The organism is Clostridium sp. CM042 (genome assembly GCF_055080995.1).
The window spans coordinates 914,354-940,013 of the sequence record NZ_CM143646.1 but is presented as its reverse complement, the minus strand read 5'-3'; the positions used below and the strand labels follow the sequence as shown (position 1 = coordinate 940,013).

At 28.7% G+C, this 25,660-nt stretch carries 22 protein-coding genes; 17 read left to right on the top strand and 5 right to left on the bottom strand.

Annotated features, from left to right (window positions below; translation table 11 throughout):
• Positions 1 to 53 precede the first annotated feature (53 nt).
• Positions 54 to 659: a hypothetical protein gene (locus ACWJJ7_RS04450; RefSeq protein ID WP_462964116.1), complete on the bottom strand. Its 606-nt coding sequence runs from the start codon at positions 657 to 659 to the stop codon at positions 54 to 56.
• Positions 660 to 674: 15 nt separating this feature from the next.
• A complete protein-coding gene (locus ACWJJ7_RS04445) occupies positions 675 to 1,700 on the bottom strand; it encodes an IS1595 family transposase (RefSeq protein WP_462964115.1) in 1,026 nt (341 codons plus the stop codon).
• Positions 1,701 to 2,050: 350 nt separating this feature from the next.
• On the opposite strand from ACWJJ7_RS04445, the gene ACWJJ7_RS04440 reads away from it, so the two are divergent.
• Positions 2,051 to 2,377, top strand: a complete 327-nt coding sequence (locus ACWJJ7_RS04440; protein WP_165413495.1) for a hypothetical protein — start codon at positions 2,051 to 2,053, stop codon at positions 2,375 to 2,377.
• 237 nt (positions 2,378 to 2,614) lie between these two features.
• On the opposite strand, the gene ACWJJ7_RS04435 is transcribed toward ACWJJ7_RS04440, so the two are convergent.
• Complete coding sequence (locus tag ACWJJ7_RS04435) at positions 2,615 to 3,313, bottom strand: cyclic nucleotide-binding domain-containing protein (RefSeq protein WP_462964114.1); 699 nt, start codon at positions 3,311 to 3,313, stop codon at positions 2,615 to 2,617.
• A gap of 245 nt (positions 3,314 to 3,558) precedes the next feature.
• Between ACWJJ7_RS04435 and ACWJJ7_RS04430 the strand changes: the two genes are divergently transcribed.
• From ACWJJ7_RS04430 to ACWJJ7_RS04400, 7 genes are all read left to right on the top strand, one after another.
• Complete coding sequence (locus tag ACWJJ7_RS04430; protein WP_462964113.1) at positions 3,559 to 3,981, top strand: DMT family transporter; 423 nt, start codon at positions 3,559 to 3,561, stop codon at positions 3,979 to 3,981.
• Positions 3,982 to 3,997: 16 nt separating this feature from the next.
• Positions 3,998 to 4,480, top strand: a complete 483-nt coding sequence (locus ACWJJ7_RS04425; RefSeq protein ID WP_462964112.1) for a DMT family transporter — start codon at positions 3,998 to 4,000, stop codon at positions 4,478 to 4,480.
• 222 nt (positions 4,481 to 4,702) lie between these two features.
• Positions 4,703 to 5,878, top strand: coding sequence for a DegT/DnrJ/EryC1/StrS family aminotransferase (locus ACWJJ7_RS04420; RefSeq protein WP_462964940.1), 1,176 nt, complete (start codon positions 4,703 to 4,705; stop codon positions 5,876 to 5,878).
• A 48-nt stretch (positions 5,879 to 5,926) separates the two neighbouring features.
• Complete coding sequence (locus ACWJJ7_RS04415) at positions 5,927 to 7,048, top strand: DegT/DnrJ/EryC1/StrS family aminotransferase (RefSeq protein ID WP_462964111.1); 1,122 nt, start codon at positions 5,927 to 5,929, stop codon at positions 7,046 to 7,048.
• Positions 7,049 to 7,687: 639 nt separating this feature from the next.
• Positions 7,688 to 8,005: a PadR family transcriptional regulator gene (locus ACWJJ7_RS04410; protein WP_165413501.1), complete on the top strand. Its 318-nt coding sequence runs from the start codon at positions 7,688 to 7,690 to the stop codon at positions 8,003 to 8,005.
• A gap of 11 nt (positions 8,006 to 8,016) precedes the next feature.
• Positions 8,017 to 8,610, top strand: a complete 594-nt coding sequence (locus tag ACWJJ7_RS04405) for an HAAS signaling domain-containing protein (RefSeq protein ID WP_462964110.1) — start codon at positions 8,017 to 8,019, stop codon at positions 8,608 to 8,610.
• Complete coding sequence (locus ACWJJ7_RS04400) at positions 8,597 to 9,550, top strand: DUF4097 family beta strand repeat-containing protein (RefSeq protein ID WP_462964109.1); 954 nt, start codon at positions 8,597 to 8,599, stop codon at positions 9,548 to 9,550. Before ACWJJ7_RS04405 ends, ACWJJ7_RS04400 begins: the two co-directional genes overlap by 14 nt.
• A 150-nt stretch (positions 9,551 to 9,700) precedes the next feature.
• Here the strand turns inward: ACWJJ7_RS04400 and ACWJJ7_RS04395 are convergent, their stop codons facing one another.
• On the bottom strand, positions 9,701 to 10,996 hold the full coding sequence (locus tag ACWJJ7_RS04395) for an FtsW/RodA/SpoVE family cell cycle protein (protein WP_462964108.1): 1,296 nt from the start codon (positions 10,994 to 10,996) through the stop codon (positions 9,701 to 9,703).
• Positions 10,987 to 11,328 carry a PadR family transcriptional regulator gene (locus ACWJJ7_RS04390; RefSeq protein ID WP_165413505.1) on the bottom strand — a complete coding sequence of 114 codons (342 nt, stop codon included), beginning with the start codon at positions 11,326 to 11,328 and terminating at the stop codon, positions 10,987 to 10,989. The genes ACWJJ7_RS04395 and ACWJJ7_RS04390 overlap by 10 nt, the downstream gene beginning before the upstream one ends.
• 272 nt (positions 11,329 to 11,600) lie before the next feature.
• Between ACWJJ7_RS04390 and ACWJJ7_RS04385 the strand changes: the two genes are divergently transcribed.
• The 9 genes from ACWJJ7_RS04385 (at position 11,601) to ACWJJ7_RS04345 (ending at position 25,481) form a co-directional block, all read left to right on the top strand.
• Positions 11,601 to 11,972 carry a GntR family transcriptional regulator gene (locus ACWJJ7_RS04385; protein WP_165413506.1) on the top strand — a complete coding sequence of 124 codons (372 nt, stop codon included), beginning with the start codon at positions 11,601 to 11,603 and terminating at the stop codon, positions 11,970 to 11,972.
• 216 nt (positions 11,973 to 12,188) lie between these two features.
• Positions 12,189 to 12,557: a hypothetical protein gene (locus tag ACWJJ7_RS04380; RefSeq protein ID WP_462964107.1), complete on the top strand. Its 369-nt coding sequence runs from the start codon at positions 12,189 to 12,191 to the stop codon at positions 12,555 to 12,557.
• Positions 12,558 to 12,663: 106 nt separating this feature from the next.
• Entirely contained in the window at positions 12,664 to 14,748 is a 2,085-nt protein-coding gene (locus ACWJJ7_RS04375) for a UvrD-helicase domain-containing protein (RefSeq protein ID WP_462964106.1), read from the top strand.
• Positions 14,729 to 16,957, top strand: coding sequence for an ATP-dependent helicase (locus ACWJJ7_RS04370; protein WP_462964105.1), 2,229 nt, complete (start codon positions 14,729 to 14,731; stop codon positions 16,955 to 16,957). Before ACWJJ7_RS04375 ends, ACWJJ7_RS04370 begins: the two co-directional genes overlap by 20 nt.
• Positions 16,951 to 17,700, top strand: coding sequence for a PD-(D/E)XK nuclease family protein (locus ACWJJ7_RS04365; RefSeq protein ID WP_462964104.1), 750 nt, complete (start codon positions 16,951 to 16,953; stop codon positions 17,698 to 17,700). Before ACWJJ7_RS04370 ends, ACWJJ7_RS04365 begins: the two co-directional genes overlap by 7 nt.
• A complete protein-coding gene (locus ACWJJ7_RS04360) occupies positions 17,697 to 18,704 on the top strand; it encodes a Wadjet anti-phage system protein JetD domain-containing protein (protein WP_462964103.1) in 1,008 nt (335 codons plus the stop codon). Before ACWJJ7_RS04365 ends, ACWJJ7_RS04360 begins: the two co-directional genes overlap by 4 nt.
• A gap of 26 nt (positions 18,705 to 18,730) precedes the next feature.
• Entirely contained in the window at positions 18,731 to 20,347 is a 1,617-nt protein-coding gene (locus tag ACWJJ7_RS04355) for a hypothetical protein (protein WP_462964102.1), read from the top strand.
• A 12-nt stretch (positions 20,348 to 20,359) separates the two neighbouring features.
• The gene (locus ACWJJ7_RS04350; protein ID WP_462964101.1) at positions 20,360 to 21,076 is read left to right on the top strand and encodes a DUF6063 family protein; all 717 of its coding nucleotides are present in this window, start codon (positions 20,360 to 20,362) and stop codon (positions 21,074 to 21,076) included.
• Positions 21,069 to 25,481: a hypothetical protein gene (locus ACWJJ7_RS04345; RefSeq protein ID WP_462964100.1), complete on the top strand. Its 4,413-nt coding sequence runs from the start codon at positions 21,069 to 21,071 to the stop codon at positions 25,479 to 25,481. The genes ACWJJ7_RS04350 and ACWJJ7_RS04345 overlap by 8 nt, the downstream gene beginning before the upstream one ends.
• Positions 25,482 to 25,660 lie beyond the last annotated feature (179 nt).

Here is a 25,660-nt window from a genome sequence, read left to right as displayed (position 1 = left end):
TTTTGTATAAATATATTTAGAACTCTTTGTAATTACAGATTATGCTCATAATATTAGAAATTGAACAGTTTTAAATAATCATCAATCCACTTTTTAACTGCAATTGCAACTTCTTCGGAACTCAAATTACTAACATTCAAAAAATCCACATTTTCTTTATTTTGAAACCATTGCTTTTTCAATGGTAAAAGATGTGCTAAATGATGTTCAAAAAAATTTCTATTTCTTGTAGTATCATTTTCTTTATGGGTTCTTAGCACATCTTTACTTGCGTCTAAGAATAATATACGATTAGGCAAACATTGATGTAATTTATTTAATTCACTTTTCAAATCAGTGGCTACATCCCAATCAAACCCCATTGATTTTGGATAATTTAGTGTATAAAACTCGATTTCCTCAGCACCAAAATCCATTAGTGAACATTCATATTTTTGAGAGTTTTCCCAACGAACTATTTCTTTATCTATCCATAATTTTTGAATTTCAATATAGTCTGAGAATTTATTTTTATCTAAATTCCTCCTTTTAATTTCATCAATAACACCCCTATTCAACTCATAGTTTACATTTGCATATGGAACGTTTTCTCTGATATAATTCACAGCAGTAGTTTTGCCAACAGCCATACAACCTTGAAGTGACAGAATTATTCCCATTTTTTACACCACCCATTATACATATATTGGTTCTCTATTTTTTAAATCTTTTACTTTGATATATGAATGTGTTACATTACTTTGAACTATAAAGTTTTTAGCCTTTATTATTTCTTTATCTGTATCGAATAATTGAAGCCATTTGAACCACTTAATATAGTTACTGATGTATTTTGTTGCAACACCATTAAACCTATTCATCCATTTCTTTAAATTACTATGTAAAGAATTGATATGTTGAATATGGTATAATCCTTCTTTATGCTTACCTCTTTTTATACGTTTGTGTTCTAATGATAAATCATTTGCAAATTGTATATAACTTTTATGACTATCAGTACAAAGTATAGACTCATTGCTTATACATCCATCATATAATTTTTCTAATTCCTTAGAGGTAATCCTACCTTTACATGCTAATTCCATGATTAAATTACCTTGTCTGTCAATAGCAGTAGCAATGCAGACTTGTTCCTTTGATATACCCCTTTTCTTAACTTGTTTACCTCTTTTACGAGAGTGTCTTGGCATATTAGAAGGTTTCGTACCCTTAAAACTTTCAGCAAAGAATACTTCATCTGCTTCAACAACACCTTCAACATGTCCTTTGCCTAAAAACGTGCTTATACAATCAAGAATTTTATGTCTCCAAAAGAAACTTGTTGCTATGTTAATTTCTACGATTTTAGCACTCTTTCTAATAGAATATCCATTAACCATGCACTTAGCGTATTTAAGCCACTTATCCAATGTTTTCTTACTTTTATAGGTTGCAGAATTAGTGAAGTCAGTAAAAGTTTTCTTACAAGATTTGCATATATATCTTTGTTTACAGTTATACCTACCGTTTCTTGATATAGTTTCAGAGCCACAAAGAGGACACACTTTTCCCTTAGAAAATCTAAATTCTTTAACTTCTTCTTCTACTTGACTTGCTTGTGAACCTAAGACAAGAATTTCTTCTAAAGTTGAAAGTATTTGTTCTTTCTGATGCAATGGCAACTTTTCAATATCATTTAATATAGACTTCACATTTGGCATAATTCAACCTCCTAAACATTATTCTATCTATATTATAACCTATTTTTCTAATAAATATCTATTTTCAACATTGATTTAAAACATAGCCTTATATTAAAAACATTTAAATAAAAAAGATATATAAAACAATGGTATCTTTTGAAGCGATAATATACATCTTAATGTTATAGATTAAACATAGAGTTATAAAATTGTTTTTAAATACAATTTAAATACTCTTTAATATGTGTTAAAATATAAAAGTTGTGGGAAAGATTTGGTCAAGGTGACTTTTAAAAAACAAACAATTAGGTGATATTAAGTATTATATAAATAATCAATAATATTACTTGTTAAAAAGGAGAGCTATAATGAAAACATTTCAAGATTTAGTAAATGAGACTTTAGATGTTCAGGATTTAGAGGAATTAGAATCAGCAGCAGACTTATTTCAGTTTGGTATTGAAAAAGGATATTATAATAAACGCCAAGCAGATCAATTTAACATTACCTATTGGAAAATGAAAAATAAGTGCTTAGCCTATGAAGTTGCCAAAGAAATAAAAGGTAATAAATTAGATATAATTACCATGGTTACTAGTGCCCCAACTGAAATAAAAGACAATATGCGTGAGCTTATTAATTATGTAAATGGGAGAGTTAAAGCACTAAAAGGTAAAATGAATGGGAATAGATAGCATTGCTATTTTATAAATAATAATGAACTAATTGAAGTTAGGTTAATCATCTGCTGCACAGCTGTTAATCATCTGCTGCACAGCTGTTCATCATCTTCGATGCTGATAATTTATAGCAGTGTAGCTCCATTCGGGAATAGAAGGTATATATTTGTATAAGTAAATAAGCTTATAGGAATATATGCAAGAAGGGTATATATTTATATAAGTAAACAAGCTTATAGAAATATATACCCTTTATTCGTATAAATCTCCTGCAAGTTTTTCTAATGCACTTATATTTAGAATGGAAATGGTGTTTTTTTCTTTCTTTATTATTTTTGCATTGCATAATTTATTTATGGTTCTAATTAAATGTCTATAGCTTGTTCCAAGCAAATCTGCCATTTCTGTAAACTTATCAGTTATTATCCCAGCATCTAAATTAGAATGTTGATTGTTTTCTGGCGCAATAGCGAGGAGATAACTTGACAATCTGTTTTCTAGGGGATAGAGGATGTTTATTGAACTGGAAATAGAGGCGCTAATAAATTTTTTGCCAAGGCTTGTACACATACACTTAAGAAAAATTGGATCATTAATAGCATATTTTCTTATATTAATCATAGATATTCCAATGCACAAACATTCATTTATTGCCTCAATATTTGAATTAGCTGTATTACAATCAATAAATTCCACATCTCCAATTATATTTAAAGGTTTATTTAATCTGAAAAGTAGAGATTTACCGTTCTTTAGAATGGTATATACCTTTACTTTTCCTTCTACAAAAAAATAAAAATAATTTATTGGTTCATTAGTTTTGACAAGGTGGCTTCCTTTATCAAAAACATGAAGCTCCATATATTTTTTCATATCTATTCCGAAGAAATTTTCAATATTATATTTTTTTATATAATTATCTAATTTAGTTTGATTATTTATACGTTTCATTTAATGTACCTCCCTTAAGTTCTCTAAGAGAAATAGCAATTATTACTTGTTATCGTTTTAAAATGCTCTATTAGAGAAAATAATTATTTATTATTTAGTTTTTATAAGTATTATTATAATTGTTTATTTTAATTTTGCATAAATAAATTTAATGAAAATATGCCATTTGTCATATATAACTCTGAATTTCTATGGTAATCTTATAAAATGTACATAAGAACAAATTAAAGATTGGAGGAAATTAAATGTATAAAGCATCTGCGGTATTTATAGGTATATTAATTGCTATAATGGTGACTTTTAATGGGGTTTTGGCAAATTATACAGATCAATATGTATCAATATTAATAATTCACATAGTTGGACTTATTGCTGTTATTACTGTTTTAATATTTAAAAAAGAAAAGTTTAAGATGCCAAAAAACATTCCATTATATTTGTTCAGTGGTGGATTCATAGGAGTTTTTATGGTGTTTTTAAATAATTTATGTTTCAATTTACTTGGGGCTTCTCTAACTTTATCATTAGGTATCTTTGGACAATTAGTATTAGCCTGCTTTATAGACCATTATGGCCTATTTGGTTTAAATATTTATAAGTTTAAAAAGAAAAAAGTTATCGGATTTTTTATAATATTTTTAGGGCTAGTCACAATGATAATATATTAAATGGGGGATGGTAAATATGTTATATATAATTTTAGCAATTTTATGTGGTTGTATTACTATAATATCCATGATTGTAAATTCACATCTAGCTAAAGAAATAGGGGTTTTTCAAGGAACTCTTATAAACTATATTGTAGGCTTATTAAGTACCATATTACTTATAGTTATAGTGAAAACCTCTGTAAATACATCATTTAGTAATTACACTAAAATACCAGTATGGGCTTATTTAGGTGGGTTACTAGGAGTAATAGTTGTTGCAAGTTCTAACATTGTAATTCCTAAAATTCCTACTATTTACACTACTCTGCTGATATTTGTGGGTCAGCTTTTTACAGGTATACTTATTGATTATTTCAGAATGGGTTTTATTTCAAAAGGGAAAATTATTGGTGGGTTATTAATTCTATTAGGATTAATATATAATTCTAATGTTGACAGGAAAGAATTGATTGAATATTGTAGCTGCGAAAGTGATGATTTAATGAAAACTAAGTGATTATGGAAGATAAATTCATAATCACTTAGTTTTTTTGTTGGTAGTAATGTATAATAATTTTTAAAAGGTCGTTATAATATTTAAAAAATTAGTGTATAACGTAACGTAATGATAGTATAATTATAGAAAGATTAATTAGTAAATTTTTACCATATGAGTTCGGTATATAGAAGTGATCACAGTAAAATAAAATTTATTTTGAAAGGTAGGATATGCATGAAAATGAGGAAAATTCCTTTTTCACCGCCAGACATAACTGATACAGAAAAAAAGCTTGTAATGGAGGTTCTAGATTCAGGGTGGATTACAAGTGGGACTAAGGCTATGGAATTTGAAGATAAAGTTGCTAAGTATTGCGGTTCTAATAATGCAGTAGCAATTTCAAGTGCAAGTGCAGGCTTAGAACTTATATTAAAGGTTTATAACATTTGCGAAGGTGACGAAGTTATTACAACGCCTTATACATATACAGCTACAGCTAGTGTAATAATCCATAGGGGAATTAAGCCAACTTTTGTAGATGTTAAAGAAGGCAGCTTTTTAATAGATGAGCAAAAATTAGGTATGACAATTACACCTAAAACGAAAGCTATAATCACTGTTGATTTTGCAGGGGTTCCTGTAGATTATGATGCTATAAAAGAAGTGCTTAAGGGAAAAAACAGAGAAGATATTATATTTATATCAGATTCAGCTCACTCATTTGGAGCGATATACAAAGGAAACAAAGTTGGCACACAAGCTGATTTTAATGTTTTTTCGTTCCATGCAGTGAAGAATTTAACAACATCAGAAGGGGGAGCAATTGTTTTCAATGATAATAATTTTAAAGGGAAGGAAGATTTATTGCGAGAGTTTAAAATAACGTCTTTTCAAGGTCAGTCAAAGGATGCATTGGCTAAGATGAAAGCAGGAGCTTGGAAATATGATATCATAACAGATGGGATGAAATGTAATATGACAGATATTAGTGCAGCTATAGGGATTTCACAACTTCAAAGATATGAAGGAATGCTTGCGCAAAGAAGAGATATTTTTAATGTGTATACCAAAGCTCTTGAAACTAAACAGTGGGCGATTATTCCTTTTATAAAGGATGAAAATAGAGAGACATCATATCATCTATATCCTTTAAGAGTAAAAGGAATTAATGAGATGCAAAGAGATGAGGTAATCCAAAAACTTGCAGATATAAGCATAGCTACAAATGTTCACTTTACGCCTTTGCCAATGTTTACACTTTATAAAAATCTTGGGTATTCTATAAAGGATTATCCAAATGCATATAATCAATATGCAAATGAAATAACACTTCCAGTATACTCAACACTTAAGTTAGAAGATGCAGAGTATGTGGTGCAAAAAGTAATAAGATGCGTAGAAGAGATAATGGGATAAAGCTCAAATTTAACTGACATTGCCAACTATATAAAAGGAGGTCCTATTATGAAGGTTAAATTTTATACATCTACAAGAGAATATACTAATAAAAAGTCGGAATTTGACAATGCGGTTCTAGGAGTTATGGAAAGAGGAATATCAATGCTGGGAACAGAGGTAACTGACTTTGAGAAAGCAGTTCAAGAATTTACTGGAGCTAAATATGCAATTGGTGTTGCATCAGGTACAGATGCATTAGTAATGGCTGCTGACATACTAGGTCTTAAAGATGGAAAAGAAGTAATAACATCACCTTTTACTTTCTTAGCTTCTGCATCTTGCATTGCAAAGCATAAAGCAAAGCCGGTATTTGTAGATATTGATGAAGAAACTTTTAGTATAGATGATTGCAAAATAGAAGAAAAAATAACGAAAGATACTGTAGGAATTATCCCAATTCATTTATTTTCACAAATGAGTAATATGGATAAAATTATGGATATAGCCAGTAGAAATAATTTGAAGGTTTTAGAAGACTCCGCGGAATCTTTTGGTATGAGATGGAAAGGGAATGGATCAGAATTTAGACATGCAGGTACAATAGGAGACTTTGGCGTTTTCTCATTCTTTCCTACCAAAACTTTAGGAGCTTATGGCGACGCTGGTATGATAGTAACTAATGATGAAAACTTAGCACGTATTACTAAAATGTACAGGGTTCATGGAGCTTCTAAGAAGTATCATTATGATTACATTGGATATAATTCAAGACTAGATTCAATTCAAGCAGCTATATTACAAGTGAAAATGAAATACATAAATGAAGCAATTCAGAAGAGAAATCATATTGCAAAATTATATATAGATAGATTACAAGATTGTGAGTTTATTAAAATACCTAAAATTAAAGGAAATCAAAAGCCGGTGTATTATGTATTTAACATATTAGCCGAAAGAAGAGATGAACTTTGCGAATATCTAAAAGTTAATGAAATAGGAAATAGTATTTATTATCCAATACCACTTCATCTTCAAAAATGTTTTGAATACTTAGGATATAAAAAAGGTGATTTCCCAGTATCTGAAAGAATAGCAAATGATATCATTGCACTTCCTATATACCCAGAGATAACTGAGGAAGAAGTAGAATTTGTTTGTGAAACTATTAAGAAATTCTATAAAAAGTAAAGGAATCTCCTATCACTTTAGTATCAATCATTACATAAACCAAAAATATAAATAAAGTTTGGTTGAAATAGAGTAAAGAGAACATTCCATAATTAGTTGGACTAATTATGGAATGTTCTTTTGTTTTAAATAATTATGGTGATGTGGACGGTTCATGTAAGTGTGATTTTAAATTTTTAATGTAAGATCTTACCTTATAAATTTCTACTGCTGTAAATAATGTCGGTGGTCCTAGTTTAGATAAAAAATTAATGACTTCTGTACTTTCCTGTACAGTGTCTTTAGCATATACGTAATCTGGTTTTAGCAATATACATCCTACTATACAACCTATTATGGCTGGATATGTGTTAAATTTAATATCTTTTAGTTTTGCTTTGAAGATAGCATTATTAATTCTATCTACTAAGGCTTTTCTGGGGTGACATAAATTTATTGTTTTAAATATAATAATAACCCCCTTAAAAACTATATATACTAATTATAGTATATGGAACTTATGGGTAAGTGATATAGGCATGAGACAATTTAATATGTACTAAGTATAAAACGGTAACAAACTTTAATCGGTATCTTGCAATGTATAATAGTGTGTGCTAGTATATAATAAAGGAAAATAATCTAAGAGAAGGTGAATTAATGAATGTACAATTTAAAAAAGGCGTTCTTGAATTATGTGTGTTATCTGTACTTGATGGTAGAGATTGCTACGGATATGAGCTTGTAAATGAAATTTCACAAGATATAGATATATCTGAAGGAACCATATATCCTTTGCTTAGGAGATTAAAAAGTGATGGATTTGTAACTACTTATCTTCAGGAATCACAAGAAGGCCCACCAAGGAAGTATTATAGCATTACAACACTTGGTAAGAATACAAAAGAAGAGCTAAAAGATGAGTGGTTAGATTTTGTAATCACAGTGAGCAAAGTTTTAAAAATAGAACAGAAATAGGAGATGAGTATATGAATAAAAATCAATTTATGAAAGAACTTTCAAGAAATTTACCTAAAGTTCCTGAAGAAGAAAAACAAGATATTTTAACTGATTATGATGAATATTTTACTATAGGCACAGAACAAGGAAGAAGTGAAGAAGACATAGCCCTATCTCTTGGAGAGATTAGAACTATTGCAAAACAGTTAAGAGCAAACTATATGATTGAGAAAGCGCAAAATACAAAATCTTCAGGGGACATTGGCAGAGCTGTAATTGCAGCAGTTGGATTAGGCTTTTTTAATATAATATTGTTAGGGCCATTTATAGGTATTGTTGGAGTGCTCATAGGATTGTATGCAACAGCTTTTGGGTTCGCAATGAGTGGAATGGGGGTAGTTTTAGGGACATTTCTTAAACCAATATTTCCACAGTATATATCCATGGATGTAAATTGGATAATAAGTATTGCAATTGGTATAGGCCTTAGTGCTTTAGGATCTTTAATGTTTATAGGCTGTAAACATCTAACCAAATGGCTATATAAAGTGACTATTAAATATTTGAAAACAAATATTAAATTAATTAATGGTAAAAAGGAGCAAGACTATGAGAAAGTTTAATGAAAAAAAGGTTATAAAATGGTTGATAATTGTAGTTATGTGTTCAATAATACTAGGAGGAGTAGGGTACGTACTTGAGTATAAAGTAGGTGTTATAAAATCTAACAATGATATAACACAAGGGAACAGTAAATCTAATGATAAGTTTAATATAGATGCTACAAAGGAATTTAGTAAAGGAAATATTAAAACCATAAATGTAGGAACAGTAAGCACAGACGTTAACATTATCACTACCAAAGAAGATAAAATAAAAGTTCATTTTTATGGTAATTCAAATTCAAAGAAATCAGCACTATATTTAGAGGCAAATTTAAATGGGGATGATCTAGATGTTTCAATTAAATATCCAGTTAATATTTTGTCTATAAATATAAACACAAAAACATATTTGGATATATATGTTCCAGAAAACTATAAAAAGGATTTGAAAATAAATACAACATCAGGAAATGCTATTATAGGAAATATACAGTTGGATAAATTTAAATTTGATACAGTATCAGGAGATGCTAAGATAAACTTATTAACAGCTAATGAAACAAATTTCCAAGGTACTTCTGGTAAAGTATATGTAAAATCTTTATTAAGTAAGAAGAATGAATTTAAGACAACTTCAGGGGATACAAAAATAGAAAATATTACAGGCGATATATTAGGTAAATCAGTTTCAGGTTGTTTCAAGCTTGATTATAAAAACTTTGATAATGGTATTAATATAGATACTATTTCAGGAGATGTAGAATTAAAACTTCCTAAAAAGTCGGAATTTAAATTAGATTTTGACAGTACATCAGGTAATCTTAAAAATGATTTTCCTATAACGGTAACAGGAGAAGCTGACAAACATGAAATAAAAGGTACTATAGGTAATGGAAATAAAACAATAAAAATAAATACAACTTCAAGTAATGCTACTATTAATGCTTCGGGTCAATAAAACTATGGATATAAACAATGTATTATGTTTGTTATAACAATTAATGAATGTAATACAAATAGTGAACTGCTCCCTGCCTACTTGACAGGGAGCAGTTTACAGTAGTTGAATTACATTCATTAGTTTTTATCCTATTTATAAAATGGGAACTTATAAATTAGATAAACTTCTCCTTCTATACACACTCATAATGATACCTATAGACATCATATTAACAAGGCATAAAGAACCTCCATAGCTTATAAAAGGAAGTGCAATTCCTATAACAGGAAATAAATTTACATTCATTAATATATTTGCTGCAAATTGAACTATAAATATACTAATTAGTCCGCTAATAAGTAATCTGCCATAATTATCTCTTACATATTTTGAAATATGTAGAATTCTACATATGAAGGAAACAATAATAGAAATAATAACCGCAGCTCCTAGCCAACCAAAGGTGTGTACTATATAACTAAACACCAAATCTGATTCCATAACAGGTAGTTGTAATAGTGCTTTATTTGCAGAAAATCCATGCCCAAAAATTCCAGACGTATGTGTTATCTTATACATTTGTACACCTAAGTATCCAGCTCCTTCTGGGTCAGAGAAGGGTTTTAAAAAGCACATAAATCTAGCTATTCTGTATGGTTCTGATACAAAAAAAAATAGTAAACAAATAGTATTAAATGCAAAAATGTAAATTGCATATCTTTTTTTCATATTAGATTTAAGTGCTAAAGCTATAAATGCAATAAAATAAATTCCACAGTAACCTAATCCTAGAGCAGCCAGCATTAAAAGCATTGGAATAATTAAATACCCTACAGCTTTAATTAAATTCATTTTTTTATTCCAGTCATAGTTATTGAATATACCTGCTAGTGCAATTATAAATACATATAAACTAATTGCTTTAATATCAAATGTGAATCTTCCTACACTAATAAAAAGACTTCCATTTATAGGGTTGCTTATAAAAAATGATAAGATAAATAATAAGCACATGCCTACAAAGATATGTTTCGAATACTTTTGAAGTTTTCTATAGTCAAAGAAATATAATACTACTATACATATGGTACCAATAGCAGCATATAATAAGCTGTGATTAAATAGATAATCACTACTTCTGTATGAACTTTTATATTGCATAAGATACATCAATGCAACGCCTGTATTTACGAGTAATATAGTTAAAATTAATGTAATCCAATCTGGCGTTCCCTTATGTGCTATATTTAGCTGTTTACCTACGGTTATGCCATCCCCCATTCGATTAACAGCTTTATTTACTGATTCTTCTTGTGATATTCCCTTTTCAGAATATTCATCTACGATATCCTCAATGTGTGATGATAACTCCTCTTGTATTTCTTTATGAGCTTCTTTATATTTTACAAAAGAACATACATAATCTATATATTCGCTAATTTTAGAATTATCTCCTACGCCCATAAGATAGCCCCCTGTAATATTTTATCAACTGTAGAACGGAAAGTTGCCCATTCCTCTTCTTTTTCCTTTAAAGATAATCTACCTTCATCCATTATCCTGTAGTATTTTCTAGGGCGGTTTCCAGAACCCTCACTCCAATATGATTCTACCAATCCTTTTGTCTCTAAGGTATGAAGAATTGGATAAAGTGTCCCCTCCTTTAATGTAAATACACCCTTTGATTTTTCTTCCATTTCTTTTATCATCTCATAGCCATACATTGGTTTTTTATTAATTAATTTTAGAATAAGAATTACCGTACTTCCTTTTAAAAGTTCCTTGTTTATTGACATTTTTCTGCCTCCTTTATATCGAGCTAATGGCATAATTTATACCTAGCAAATCTATACATAGTTACTCTAGGTATAATAATAACATTAATTTACAAAATGTCAATATGTATTGAAATTTTTATTTACTGTTTTTTACTTTAGTTTTATTCGTACTTGACAATATAAGTATATAGTATTATATTTATATTGCACTACAACAAATAGTACACTATAATAAATAGTACACGAAGTACGCACAGTGAAGAGTTAATTATCCGAGAGAAGGTGAAACCTTGATAAATATCGATAGCAGAAGTGGTAAACCTATTTATGAACAGATTATTGAGAGAATAAAGGAAAATATAATAAAAGGAATATTAAAACCAGGAGATAAGCTACCTTCTGTACGCGAACTTGCATCGCTTATAACAATTAACCCTAATACTATAAGCAAAGCGTATAATGAGCTGGAAAGAATGAAGGCAATTGAAGTTTTAAGAGGAAAGGGAACCTTTGTAGTAGAAAATTTTAAACCCATCATGAGTGAAGAAAAGATGAGAGAAATAAAAGAAAATATGAAGAAAATAATTATAGAAGCACATTATATAGGTGTTGATAAGGATACGTTAATAGATATACTAAATGAAATTTATAGCCAGTTTTAACACATTTCAGAAGGAAAGTCTCCCACTTCTATAGGTGGAAGTTACATAATATAACAAAGAGAAAACTTCGAAGAAGATAAATCTCCTTCTGAAGTCGTTAATTTATCTTCTTCGAAGATGAGCAGCTCCGCAGGAGATGATTTAACGACATGTCAGAAAAAATATATTAATAGATGGTGGAGATGTTTCTAATTTTAATTTAAGGAGTGTTTTAAATTGAAAAAAATACCACATTTAATCTTACTGGGTTGCATAATTATCACAATCTCAATATCTGCTTGCGGTGAAAAAGACACAAAAAACAATCTAATTATAGGAAATAAAAGTTCAGAAATTATTAGTGATATAGTAATTCATAGAGTTGATAAAACTAATATAATAGGTAGTCATCTTAAGACTAACCAGCATTGTTATTTCGATATGGGTGTACAAGAAAATTGTACTTATAAAGTGGAATTTGAAGATAAAAACAACAAGAGTACTTGTAGCAAAGAATTTACGTCTAATTTTAATAAAGATGACATAGTAAATATAAATATTTCAAAAGACAATAATGGAGATTGGTCTATTATTACAAAAAATTAAAAAGATTAAACATTGAGAACAGAAATGTTCTCTTTTATTTTTGCTTTTGTTTAATTCATAATAAATATGGTAAAATATAAAATATGGATTATATGGAGGTGATACTATGAAATATGCAGAAGCCTACGACAAAATAAATGAAAATAATTTTATCCACCGATGCATCCTAGTTAAAGGGAAATCTGCTAGTGGTAAAACAACTATGGCAGTTTCTAAATATAAGAATATGATAGAAAATGAAAATATAAAAAGTTCAAATATATTATGCTTATTTATGAATAAATATCAAAATATAACATGGACAAGAGAGATGGATTTTAATATGACCAGTGAGACTCGAAAAAACTCTTATTATGGATTTATTAGAAAAGAGCTATCACTTTATTGGCCATATGTAGTAGAAAATTGCAAGGAATTAAAAATTAGTTTGTTGAAACCTGAATTCGCATCTTTTGATGCTACAAATTATGCTATGAAAGCACTAGTGGAGCATTTTAGAACATCTAAAGGGTACTTTATAGATATTACATCAACTTCTTCTAAAATAGCCTCAGATCTGATTTCTAACATAAATAATGCTGCACTATCATTAGTGCCTTTTAATGAAATAGGAACTAGGCTATATAATTCACTAGAGGTAAAGGACTTTTGTGCAAAAGAAACATATAATCAATTGGATGAAGTAATTCAATATTATATCTCAAAATTATTGGTAAGTGGTGTTGTAGATTATGGATTGTGTTTTTATCTGTATAATAAGTATTTACTTAAAGATGCAAGATACTTTAATATGAATAATATAAAATATCTTATAGTAGACGATATAGATCAGGCTTCACCAGCAGAGATGCAGCTGATATTTAAGCTTATTAATAACGTAGACAAGGCATACTTGTTTTACAACCCAAATGGTGGATTTTGTAGTTATTATGGGGCTAATTACGATTATCTAAAGGAAAAATTAAATATTGAATATGATGAAGTTACTTTAGATGAGCATTTTTGCTGTAATGATGAATTTATTGATTTTTCGAGGGCAATAAAAAACAGGGCACATAATAATTACGAAGAGGAGAAAATAAGTGACAACCTACCAGTTTATATAGATTTGACTTCACAGCTTCGATGCGAAATGGTTGAAAAAATATCATTTAAAATTGAAGAACTAGTAAATCAGGGAGTTAAACCTAAGGATATAGCTGTAATATGTCCATTTAATGATTTTGTTATTTCTCATGAACTACAGAAAAAAACAAAAGAATTAGGTATATCAGTCATGGAAACTTCTAAAAAATATAGATTTATTGACAATGAATATTTACATCCATTAATTATATTAGCAGTATTATGCAATTCTTATACAAGCATAAGATTAACAAGTGAAGATTATAAAAACTTTTTTTCTTTTATGTTACAGCTAGATATAATTAGGAGCTCGCTATTTTCTGATTTAGTAAATGCGAGTGGAGAGATGCAAGATATTAATAAAGCGGTCCAAGATAGAGTAGGCAGTGAGGTCGCAAGTAATTATAATGAATTAAAAAAATGGATAGGTGATTATAAAGAAAGTAAGTTGGAACGCAATATACCACTAGGAGAATTTTTTAGAAAAGCATTCTTAGAAGTGTTTATAATTATACCAAAAGTTAAACAACATGTAGGGGACTATATAAGTATATATGAAAACTGCGAAAGCTTCGTAAATACTTTAGATAAATTACAATTTAAAGGGAAGTCATCCGAAGAGAGATTTATAGAATTTATAAGGCGTGATGGAAAAGATTTTTATTCGTTGAATGATATTCAAGAAATGCTATTACAAGAGAATAGTATAGTTTTCACATCACCATATACATATTTAACTTCAAATTTAAGTAGCGTTGTTCAGATATGGGCAGATATTAACAGTAATATGTGGTGCTCAAGAAATGTAAAGGGATTATCAAATTATTATGTGTTAAGAAGTAATTGGGATATTAATGATATCTATACGCAGGAAACAGAAAACAATAATATATATAGAATTTTAATGTCCGTTGTTGATGGCCTTTTAAGAAAATGTAGGGGTGAATTATACATATATGGCAGTGAGTATTCTCTAAATGGATATGAACAACAAAGTATATTTGCGGATATCCTTGTAGAAATCTTAAGCGGAAGAGGTGAAAATTATGATAGGGGATATGAGTAATGAAGAGGTAAAAATAAGTTATAGGGATGATCAATTGCCTATAATGGAATATAGAGGAGGAACCATGGCAGTTCCAGCGGTTCCAGGAGCAGGGAAAACTTTCATAATATGTAATCTAGTATGTGAACTTATAAAAGATAAAATTCATAAACCTGGGAAAATACTTATAGTTACTTTTATGAATAGTGCAGTGAATAACTTTAAACATAGAATTTCAATGGTTTTACAAAATAAGGGGATAACAGCAAGTAATGATTATGAAGTTATGACTATTCATAGTTTAGCGCTAAAGATTTTAAAAGATAGACCAGATGTAGTGGGAGTTAATGAAGAATTTAAAATATTAGATGATGTAAATAAAAGCTTATATTTAAATAAGTGCATTATGCATTGGAGAAGAAACGGTGGAGAAAATATATTTAAGGCTATGATATTAGATAAATCCCTAAATAAATACGCAGGAAAGCAAAATGATTGGTGGAATGATTTTTTCATGACGGTGGATACAATTATTGGGGAGTTAAAGATAAATGATATTTCTCCAGAAAAGTTAAAAGATGAAGTAAAAAATTTAAACCAAGACAGTATTTTAAAGCATATAGCTGAAATTTATGATTCATACACTAAAACTCTAAAAAAAGAGGGATATATAGATTATAACGATTTGTTAATTCTTGCATATAAGCTTTTAAAAACTGATAATGTGCTTCGTGAAAAATTAAATGTGAAATATACCTTTGTATTTGAAGATGAGTGCCAAGACTCTAATTTAATTCAGGGAAAAATATTGGGTTTGATTTCTGAAAAAAACGGAAACTTAGTTAGGGTAGGGGATGTTAATCAAAGTATAACAGGCACATTTACATCTTCGGATCCAAAATTTTTCAGAGAATTTTGTGATAATGCAAATAAAAAGTTTGACATGTATATGGCGGGCCGTAGTACAAAACATATTATTGATTTAGCAAACGAATTAGTTCAGCATACCAATAATCATCATGGAGAAGAAAAATGTAGGTGTGCATTAGTAAAGCAAGAAATTAAAGCTGTACCAGAGTTTTTTAAAATAAAAAAGCATGATGTTGACAATTACGGAATAAGCACTATAATTTGTAGTTCAAATCAGGATGAAATTAATAAAGCTACTATGCTAACAATGAAATTCAAAGAAAAATATCCTAATAAAACCTGTGCAATATTAGTTCCGTATAATAATCAAGTTAAAGAAATAGCGGATAAACTCAGAGAGATAAATATAGAGTGTGATGAATTGTCAAATAAATCAGATAAAAGATGTAAGGCTGCATTTACATTAGGTTATATATTGCAGTTTATTTCAGAGCCACATGATAGTTTTAAATTCAAAGATTTAGTGAAGAATGTCTTTATAGAAGATAACAACGAAGAAAGTGAAAGGTTGTTTGATTTCATACAAGATTATAAAGTAGAAAAGCTAATGTACCCAGGTGGTGGAGTCATAGATCAGAAAGATATTCCTCGCGAAATATTAGATTCAAAGGTGTATCAAGAATTTATAAAGTGCATGCAGCAGATTAAAATAATATTTCAATATCCACAAACACATTTAGATAGACTGATTTTGCATATTAGCGATGTTTTAAATTTTAGTCTTGAGGATAGAGCGATGGCAGATGCAGTTGCAGCGTATATTAGACTTCTATCAAAAGATGATAGTGAATTTTGCTTAAAGTATATAGTGGATCAGTTGCTAGATGAAAAAAACGGTATATTAAATCATATTTCAGGCATTATTTATGACCTAGAAGGATATGAACCTTCCTCAGATAGAATAACAGTTTCTACTTGTCATAAGGCTAAAGGACTGGAATGGGATTGTGTATTTATATTAAGCATCACATCTTACCAATACCCATATATGACAACAGATAAATTTAGGGAGTACTATTACTTAAAACAACAATTTAAAAATCCCACAGTTCTTTGTAAAGCTGAAATTGCAAAAATTCTTGGTAATAATATTTGCGAAGATCCAATTGGGGAAGCCAAAATACAGATAATAAATGAAAAAATAAGGCTCTTATACGTAGGAATAACAAGAGCTAAAGAATATTTGATTTTAATGGCAGCTAAGTGTAATGAAGGTAAATGGAATGAAAGTAAACCTTCAGAGTACTTTTATGTGCTTCAAAACTACATAAACAGCCAAAGGGGTGATGGTAAATGTTAGATATTAGAAAATTAAATCACGTTTACTATAGTCAAAATTTATTAAACACTTTTGATAAATGCCCTTTAAAATTCAAAATCAAGTATTTAGATAATGTTAGGTGGAAAAAGGATTCAATAGATAATGAGGATTATTATGAAAATATGAACATGGGACTCGATTTTCATCTTATCTGTGAAAGATATTTTTCAAATATCCCTGTTGGTATAGATAATAGTAATACGGATTTAATGAATTGGTTCAATTCCTTAAAAGAAAAATTTGCTGTTTTAGATGAAAATACATATTTTACTGAATATGAAATAAAAATGAGAAAAGAAAACATAAAGATTCAGGCAAAGTATGATTTGATAATTATTAAACCGAATAACAAAATAGAAATATGGGACTGGAAGACCGAAAATAGAAAACTTGACTATAAAGAAGTATGTAAAAGAATGCAAACTATTGTTTATATGTATATATTAGGTGAGAGTTCTTTGAAAATATTTGATAAAGATATACCCCTAGAAAATATAAGTATGAATTTTTGGCAACCTCAGTTTAAAGATGATATCATTACTATTAATTATTCAGAGAGTAATCATAGAATTCACGAAGAAAAAATTATGAAGCTAGCACGTTTATTGGATAATTATAATTTTAATTCGGATTTTAATAGTGAACTATATAGCACGCAGTGCAAATATTGTGAATTTGGTGGATGCAACCAAATTTGCGATGAGGTAGGGAGAAAACAATGAAGAATTTAAGGGAGATTAACAAAAAAAGAATAGGTATTGATGAGTTGCAACAATATCTTAATATAGAAGATTATATAAAACTAGTAAATGTAGTAACAAACTTAATTAATGAAGCAGTAATACTACCTATAAAAAGCAGTAAACTAAATGGTAAGAAACCAGCTCTATATAATAGATATACCATTATAGAAGAGAAACAAGATAATTCGAGGTATACACAGGAATTATCATATGGCATTAATATTAAGCTCGATAAAACTTATTATATGAAAAACATTGATAAATATAAAGAAGATAGGAACTTCATTCTTTCTTTGAGTAGATTTCTTGATGAGCGAATATATTTATTAAGTACAGAAGTAGCAGCTAATGAAAGAAGCTTTCAAATTTGGGGAAGAGAAAAATTCCTTAATAGAGAAGGTGGAAAAAGGATACTCAGAAATCTTAACTTAGCGGAGGAGTTTTTAAACATTTACGACACTACGCAGCCTCTTCCCTATTATTCTTATAGCAAAAATTCACCACAAAAGATTTTAATAATTGAAAACAAAGATACATTTTATAGCATGAGAAAACACCTTATAAAAGGGAATAACACAATATTTAGTGAGGAAATCTTTACATTAATATATGGTGGAGGAAAAAATATATATAAAACATTTAAAGACTTTGAATTATGTGTAGAGCCCTATCTTTTGCATAAGGATAATAAAATTTTATATCTTGGAGATTTGGATTATGAGGGAATAATAATCTATGAGGGATTATATGAAATTTTCAAAGACGATTTTAATATAAAACCTTTTGTTAAAGGATATGAATTTATACTAGATAAATTTATTAAAGAAAATATAAATTTACCAAATACAAAAGAAGGTCAAAATAGAAATATAGGAGAAGTATTTTTAAGTGAATTTACGCAGCAGTATAGAGATGTTATAATGAATATACTTAGCTCAAATAAATATATTCCTCAGGAAATATTGAATATTGGGGATTTTTAGAAGTGTGAATAGGAGGAATTTTAAAAATGCGGGTAGATTTTCTTAAAGATTTTGATATAAGAATGAAGAAAGTTGGAGCTTATGCTCTTATTTGTAAAAACAGTATGTTTAAAAATGCATGGAAGAATTATGGGTTTGAGGAAACTCATGAGTACATAAATTTAATTTTTGCAGTTATGCTTTATATAATGGAGGAGTCCTTAAAGGATGAATACTGTACTATGGATAGTATAGGCAGTTTTATTGATGATGTCAATATGCAGTGCTTTAAAAAAGCTCTAAGCTATGAAGAATGTAAGGGCTTGGGCGAATTCATAGTAAACATAGTGTTGTGTGATGAAGGAAAGGCAATGTATTTTAAAGGTTTTGACTTTGAAAAAGGGGAATATACGGATATATACATAAGTTTTGTTGGGAATAAGATAGTTTATGTTGATGATGTAGTAAAAAGAACTTCATATTATTTAACGGATGATGGGTATTCACTTCTTTTATCTACTTTAGAAATTGAAAGCTATATGAAGCTCACCATACATGAAATGATATTTAAGATTCATCTTGAAAAAGCTAGTTATGATAAGGCTGTAGATGATATTAAAAATATATTTAATCTTCTTAGAATACAGCTTCAGAAGATGTATGATGCGACGCGGAGAATTAGACAAAATGCTCTTAACTATTCTGTGGAAGAATATAGACAATTATTAGAAGGTAATATGGATTCCTTAAATGCAACAAGAAAGAAATTTAATGAATATAGAAATATGGTTAACCTTAAAATACAAGAGATTAGAGAATGGGATATAAACGTTAAAAAGCTTAGTGTTAAGGAACTTGAAAATCTAAAATTCTTAGGAATAATTGAGCAGTATCTTGGTCGCGCAATTGAGGAGCAGCAAAAGATATTAAACACTCATTTTGATTTTAAAAGTGTTTACTCAAAAGAACTAGAGGAAATGGCCTCTATGTCACTTATAAAGAGATTTAATATAGAAACGGATATATATGACAAGATTATTTGCGACAGTTCAAAGCTAGAGGCTATTGATTCTATTTTAAGACCACTATATAGAGCACCGATTAATAAATTTTATAACATTAACAAGTGTTTACAGTACCAGAAAACTATAAAGGTAAAAGAAATTGAAGAAGATGAAGTGCTATCTTTTGAGGAAGGTCATTGGCTTAAGGAAAAAAGAGAAAAAGCAAGACTAAAACTTGCGAAATACAAAAGCTCCTTAAAAGTTATTTTAGAATTTACATCTGAAAAAGGTGAAGTATCCCTTAAAGAAATATCAGAAAAGATTAAAAAGGATCCTAGCAGTAAAGAAGTTTTAATACCAACCGTTGAGATATTTAGGGAAATAATAATTGAACTTTTAAAATATAAGCATATTGATATAGCAGAGCTAAAACAAGAAAAAGAAGAAACAATATCAGAAAAAGAAAAGTTCGAATTTGAGTTAAATGAAACTATTTTAGACTTAATGTACGAGAATATTGAGCTTAGAGATATTAAAAATATTTATATTTCCAAAATAATTAATAGTAAAGAAAAAATTAAATTTTATGGACTTCCAAGTGATAAAGGTATAGTTAAAACTGTTAAATGCTCAGATGTGTGTTTTGAGATAGAAAGGTAGTGAGGTAAGGTTATGTACAATATAGATGATATAAATACTAGTAACAAAATATTTTACTATTTAATTCAAATGGGAGAACTTTCAGAAGAAAAGGAAAAAGATCTTTTTAGAATGTATTCTGAAAGTGAGCAGGTAATGAATTTAGTGAAAAGACAAGGAGAAAATTGTGACTGCAGGGTGGAAAAGTACAGTGGAGTTATATATCTTATACCGAGTGAGGAAAATGATTTTTTAGGATACTCTAAGGGTGTGCTTAAAAAAGAACTTTGTAAGTCTAATTGCAATGACAAGGACTACTACCTATCACAGTTTGTAATACTTACTATGCTAGTTGAGTTCTATGGTTCTAAGGGTAGAACAAGTAAATGTAGAGATTTTTTAAAGGGTGGAGAGTTATTGAATATAATAAGCAATAGATTAAAAGAGAGTACCGAAAAAGAAAATTTAGAAGAGTTTCAAAGCAAAACGGGTATTGCCTATACTAATATTTCAGAACGTTTTGAAGCACTTAAAAGTTCCGATAAGCAAACTACTTCTAAAACTACTAAGGAAGGGTTTATATACACCATACTTAATTTTTTAGAAAATCAAGGACTTATAAATTATGTGCAGGCGGATGACATGATAATTACAACTGCAAAGCTTGATAACTTTATGGATTGGAACATATTAAATAAAAATAACTATGAAAGAGTAGTTAAAGCTTTTGGGGGTGAAATTAATGAGTAAAATAAATGCCCTTAGGATTGTAAACTTTAGTTATAATAACAACTCAATGAAGATAGATGATGAAATATTTGAACTAGGTGGAGAGAGTACCCTTTTGAGTCTTAGAAATGGCGGGGGAAAGTCTGTAATGGTTCAACTAATGATGGCTCCTTTTGTGAATAAGAGGTATAGGGATTTAAAAGATAGAACATTTAAAAGCTATTTTACTAAAACATCACCAAGCTATATTTTAACAGAGTGGATGCTCGATGGCGGTGTGGGGTATGTGCTTATTGGTATGATGATTAGAAAAAGATTGGTTTCGTCTGATGACGATTCAGGTGAGGATTTAGATATAATAACTTTTATACACGAGTATAGGGGTAATAGTAAATATGATATTTATAATTTTCCAGCAGTTGAAATTGAAAAGAATATTAAGAAAATCAAGAGTTTTACTTCGACTAAAGGGTTACTTGAGGAGCTCAAAAAAGATAAGAATATAAACTTTAATTACTTTGATATGACTGCCCATGTGCAGAGTAAAAAATATTTTGATAATTTAAGGCAGTATAAGATAAATAATAAAGAATGGGAAAGCATAATAAAAAAAATTAATACGAAAGAATCAGGGTTATCAGAACTTTTTCAAGAAGCAAAAAATGTATCAGGGCTTGTGGAGAAGTGGTTTATTAAAGCTGTAGAAGATAAGATTAATAAAGATGAGGATAAAATAAAGAATTTTAGTGAAATAGTTAAAAAGTACATATATCAGTATGGATATAATCAGTCTAAAATAGAAAAAAAAGAAGCTATAGAAGAGTTTAAGTTATGTGCAAGGGAAATATTAGTTGCGGCAGAAGATTTTATGGACAATAGATCTCATAGTAAAAGTTTAGAAAACAAAATAGCTAATCTTATAAAATATTTAGAAGATAGTTTAAGCATTGCAGAGCATAAAAAAGACGGACTAGAGTTTAAAATATCGCAAATAGAATCATATATTGTGGAAATCAAATATGAAAAGATATCGTCAGAGGTTTATGAACTTTGCGGTAAGGCTAAGGAAATAAATGTAGATAAAGAAATAGCTACAGAAGAAGGTTCAAATATTAATGAAAAAACAAATTTTCTTCAAAAGGAGCAGAGGATACTCGAGTGCTCAAAGATATATGGGGAGTATGTTAAAGCCTCAAGAGATGTTCAAAAATATGAAAATCAAATAGAAGTTTCAAAGGAAAAGAGTAAGGATTTACAACCAGAAAGAGACAATACAGGATTCACTTTAAAGAAATATTATGAAGGTAAAGAAAAGGCGACTTCAAAAATTTTAGGAGAAAACGAGGAAAATATAAAGAATACAAAAATAAATATAGATGAATCAAAAAAGCGAATAGATGAAATTAATAAGGAGCTTCAACAAGAGAGCATAGTAAAGGGAGGGCTTCAAAGTAATATAAATTCATTTTCTATCGAGGAAGAAAATTTCAACAACAGATATAAAAGAGCTTTTAAAAGAAACTTAATGGGATATTGTAATGATGATTTTATAAATAAGGAAACGCTATTATATAGTGAAAGTTTAAATAAAAAAGAAAAGGATATTGCTAAGAGTAAAAGGTTACATGAGGAGAAATCTATTGAGGTTAAGATTAAAGAAAGAGAAAAAGATGATATTTCAAAAAAAATAAGTAATATTATTAATGAAATATCCAATATGAAAATCGAGAAAAATAAGTTGCTTAAAGAAATAGAAAATAGAAAGAAAATTATAAGATACATAGATGTAGATGAGATGAAGCTTTTTGATAAAGAATATATAATAAATGAGTTTAATAGTAAAATTAGAGTTTTAAAAGAAGAAGAAAATAAATTCATTATTAAATTAAACAAACGAAAGCAAGAGGAGAAAAAACTTCAAACCGGGAGAACTCTAGAAATTCCAAGGGACATGGAAGAAAAGCTTCGCCAAAGAGATATAAACATTATATATGGTATGGATTGGCTTAAGAAAAACAATTATAGTGAAGCAGAAAATATAAAATTCATAGAGGATAATCCATTTCTTCCATATTCTTTAATTATGGAAAAGGAGGATTTAATAAAGCTTCATAAGGAAGATATTGGAGTGTTTACGTCAAATCCTATTCCTATAGTAAAAAGGGAGAGTTTAACTAATAAGTCTAGTGAAAAAGTTAATAGCTTATGCAATTTAAATGATATCACTTTTTATGTATCTTTTAATAATAATCTTATAAATGAGCAAGAACTAAAAAAATTATTAAGTGAAAAACAAGGTGAAATAACTTCATTAGAGGGAATATTAGATCGAAAAACAAGTGATATTGAGTTTTATGAAACAAATAGAAGTGCGGTTCAGTTTTCTGTTTTGGATAAAGAAATTTATGAAAATACAGAAAAGAACTTAGGTTTAAAAAGCGAAGAATTAATTTCAAAGGAAAACACTTTTAATAAGCTTCGCGATACTATAACTGATACAAATAAAATTTTACAAAAAACAAACAAAATAATAAATATAGAAGAATGTGAATTACCCAAGCTAAAAAGGGAAATAGAAGATTTTAATTTATTGGTAAAAAGCTATGAAAAATATGCTTTTGATAAGAAAAAGTTGGATGAGCTTTCTGAAAATATAGCACGACTTAACAATGATAAACAAATTAAAGAAAAAAATAAAATCGACTTAGAAGGTTCACTGTCAAATCTTCAAGATGGATTTAGAGATTTATTAGGAAAACTTAAAAAAATTCATGAAAATTTCAATAAGTACAATCAATATAATCAAGGTGAAATTTTGCAAAAGGATATAGAAGACTTAGAAGCTAGATATGATAGCTTAACCAGGGAAATATCCACGGATATTCAGCTTTTAGAAGAAAGTCTCCGAGATGCAAATGAAAGATTTAAAGTAAAAGAAGAAGATCTAATAGCTAAAGGTAAAGAATATTCTATAAATGAAATTGAATATAGAGAAGTGACTTATGATAGATTTAAAGAAGAAGAAATAAAAAGAGAATTAAAGAATCTTAAGGGTGATTTAGATAAAATTAATTATAACATCCAGACATTAGAAAAAGCTTTTGTTAAAATTGATACTAACATAGAAAATCTTTATAAAAGAATTAAAGATGAATTTAACAAAGAAAATCCAAAGGCAAGAGAAGAAATATTGGATAGAGATTTTAATAAAAGAACCTTTGAAAAAGGTCATGAATTAGAAGAGGTTAAAAAGGAGAAAATATTATCAGTAAAAACTGTAGAAAAGCTTGAAAGCAATTTATCTACTTTAGAAGAGTTTAAGGATTTTGTTATAACAGAGGAGCTCGCAGTTGATATTGAAATTCAAGGACTTAACAAATATAGAGGAGAGCTTCAAAGAGACTATAGATATTCATTAGAAGAAGAAGCAAAGAAAAGTCTTACCCTCAGTAATGAAATAAACAGGGTATCACGAAAACCAGTATTTTTAAATGATGATTTCTTTAAAAAGTCATTAGAAACTTTTGAAAAAAGTATAGATAAGCCAGATATAGTAATAGAAAATTTAAATATAACACTAGATGCGCATATGGCATTAATGGCAAAACTCCAAGCAGATATTGATTTAATAACTAGAGAAAAAGATAATGTAGCCCAAAGTATTTATGAATATGTGCTAGAAGTACATACTAATTTAGGTAAAATTGATAATAACTCTTCAATAAAAATAAGAGATAAATATGTGAAAATGCTCAGTATAAAGCTTCCAGAGTGGGATGCAAGCTGCGAGCTTTATAGATTAAGAGTTAATGACTTTTTAGAAGGTCTTACTAGAAAAGCAATAGAAAGACTTCAAAACAATGAAAATATAGAAGATTTAATATCAAAGAGCATTAACACCCGTGATCTTTACAATGAAGTTGTATCCATAAGTAATATAGAAGTTAAACTGTATAAAATAGAAGAGGATAGACAAATTCAATTAGGGTGGAATGAAATTGCACTAAACTCAGGGGGAGAAGGATTCCTTTCAGCATTTGTAATATTATCAAGCCTGCTATCTTACATGAGAAGAGATGAAACAGATATATTTTCAAGAAACGAAGACGGAAAAGTTATCATAATGGATAACCCTTTTGCACAAACTAATGCAGAACATTTATTAAAACCTCTTATGGATATAGCTAAAAAGAGTAATACACAACTTATTTGTTTGTCTGGATTAGGAGGAGAATCTGTATTAAATAGGTTTGACAATATATATGTGCTGGATTTAGTACCATCAAAGCTTAAAAGTGGGTTAAAGTATTTAAAATCAGAGCATATAAAAGGGGAAGAATACATAGAAACTATAGTTGCTTCAAGGTTTAAATTAGAAGAAGTAGCAATTGATGCAGAAGAAATTGATCAAATGGAACTTTTTTAAAGAAACGTAATCAATATCAAAAAGTTCATTTTATTTTTATTCCGATTTTTATGCGCAAAAAAAGTATATATTACGTATAATGCATTGAAGCAAGCTTTAGAACTCCTTATTTTATTTTTAATTAAGATGCGTTAAGAAAAACATATGTTTGAGCGACAGTAATCTGTACCCTTTGTCAA

Coding starts and splice junctions, on each gene's coding strand:
- ACWJJ7_RS04345 (WP_462964100.1), top strand. CDS start 21,069: ATGAGTAAAATAAATGCCCTTAGGATTGTAAACTTTAGTTATAATAAC.
- ACWJJ7_RS04400 (WP_462964109.1), top strand. CDS start 8,597: ATGAGAAAGTTTAATGAAAAAAAGGTTATAAAATGGTTGATAATTGTA.
- ACWJJ7_RS04395 (WP_462964108.1), bottom strand. CDS start 10,996: ATGGGCGTAGGAGATAATTCTAAAATTAGCGAATATATAGATTATGTA.
- ACWJJ7_RS04360 (WP_462964103.1), top strand. CDS start 17,697: ATGAAGAATTTAAGGGAGATTAACAAAAAAAGAATAGGTATTGATGAG.
- ACWJJ7_RS04410 (WP_165413501.1), top strand. CDS start 7,688: ATGAATGTACAATTTAAAAAAGGCGTTCTTGAATTATGTGTGTTATCT.
- ACWJJ7_RS04405 (WP_462964110.1), top strand. CDS start 8,017: ATGAATAAAAATCAATTTATGAAAGAACTTTCAAGAAATTTACCTAAA.
- ACWJJ7_RS04365 (WP_462964104.1), top strand. CDS start 16,951: ATGTTAGATATTAGAAAATTAAATCACGTTTACTATAGTCAAAATTTA.
- ACWJJ7_RS04390 (WP_165413505.1), bottom strand. CDS start 11,328: ATGTCAATAAACAAGGAACTTTTAAAAGGAAGTACGGTAATTCTTATT.
- ACWJJ7_RS04425 (WP_462964112.1), top strand. CDS start 3,998: ATGTTATATATAATTTTAGCAATTTTATGTGGTTGTATTACTATAATA.
- ACWJJ7_RS04370 (WP_462964105.1), top strand. CDS start 14,729: ATGATAGGGGATATGAGTAATGAAGAGGTAAAAATAAGTTATAGGGAT.
- ACWJJ7_RS04420 (WP_462964940.1), top strand. CDS start 4,703: ATGAGGAAAATTCCTTTTTCACCGCCAGACATAACTGATACAGAAAAA.
- ACWJJ7_RS04435 (WP_462964114.1), bottom strand. CDS start 3,313: ATGAAACGTATAAATAATCAAACTAAATTAGATAATTATATAAAAAAA.
- ACWJJ7_RS04415 (WP_462964111.1), top strand. CDS start 5,927: ATGAAGGTTAAATTTTATACATCTACAAGAGAATATACTAATAAAAAG.
- ACWJJ7_RS04450 (WP_462964116.1), bottom strand. CDS start 659: ATGGGAATAATTCTGTCACTTCAAGGTTGTATGGCTGTTGGCAAAACT.
- ACWJJ7_RS04350 (WP_462964101.1), top strand. CDS start 20,360: ATGTACAATATAGATGATATAAATACTAGTAACAAAATATTTTACTAT.
- ACWJJ7_RS04445 (WP_462964115.1), bottom strand. CDS start 1,700: ATGCCAAATGTGAAGTCTATATTAAATGATATTGAAAAGTTGCCATTG.
- ACWJJ7_RS04430 (WP_462964113.1), top strand. CDS start 3,559: ATGTATAAAGCATCTGCGGTATTTATAGGTATATTAATTGCTATAATG.
- ACWJJ7_RS04355 (WP_462964102.1), top strand. CDS start 18,731: ATGCGGGTAGATTTTCTTAAAGATTTTGATATAAGAATGAAGAAAGTT.
- ACWJJ7_RS04375 (WP_462964106.1), top strand. CDS start 12,664: ATGAAATATGCAGAAGCCTACGACAAAATAAATGAAAATAATTTTATC.
- ACWJJ7_RS04440 (WP_165413495.1), top strand. CDS start 2,051: ATGAAAACATTTCAAGATTTAGTAAATGAGACTTTAGATGTTCAGGAT.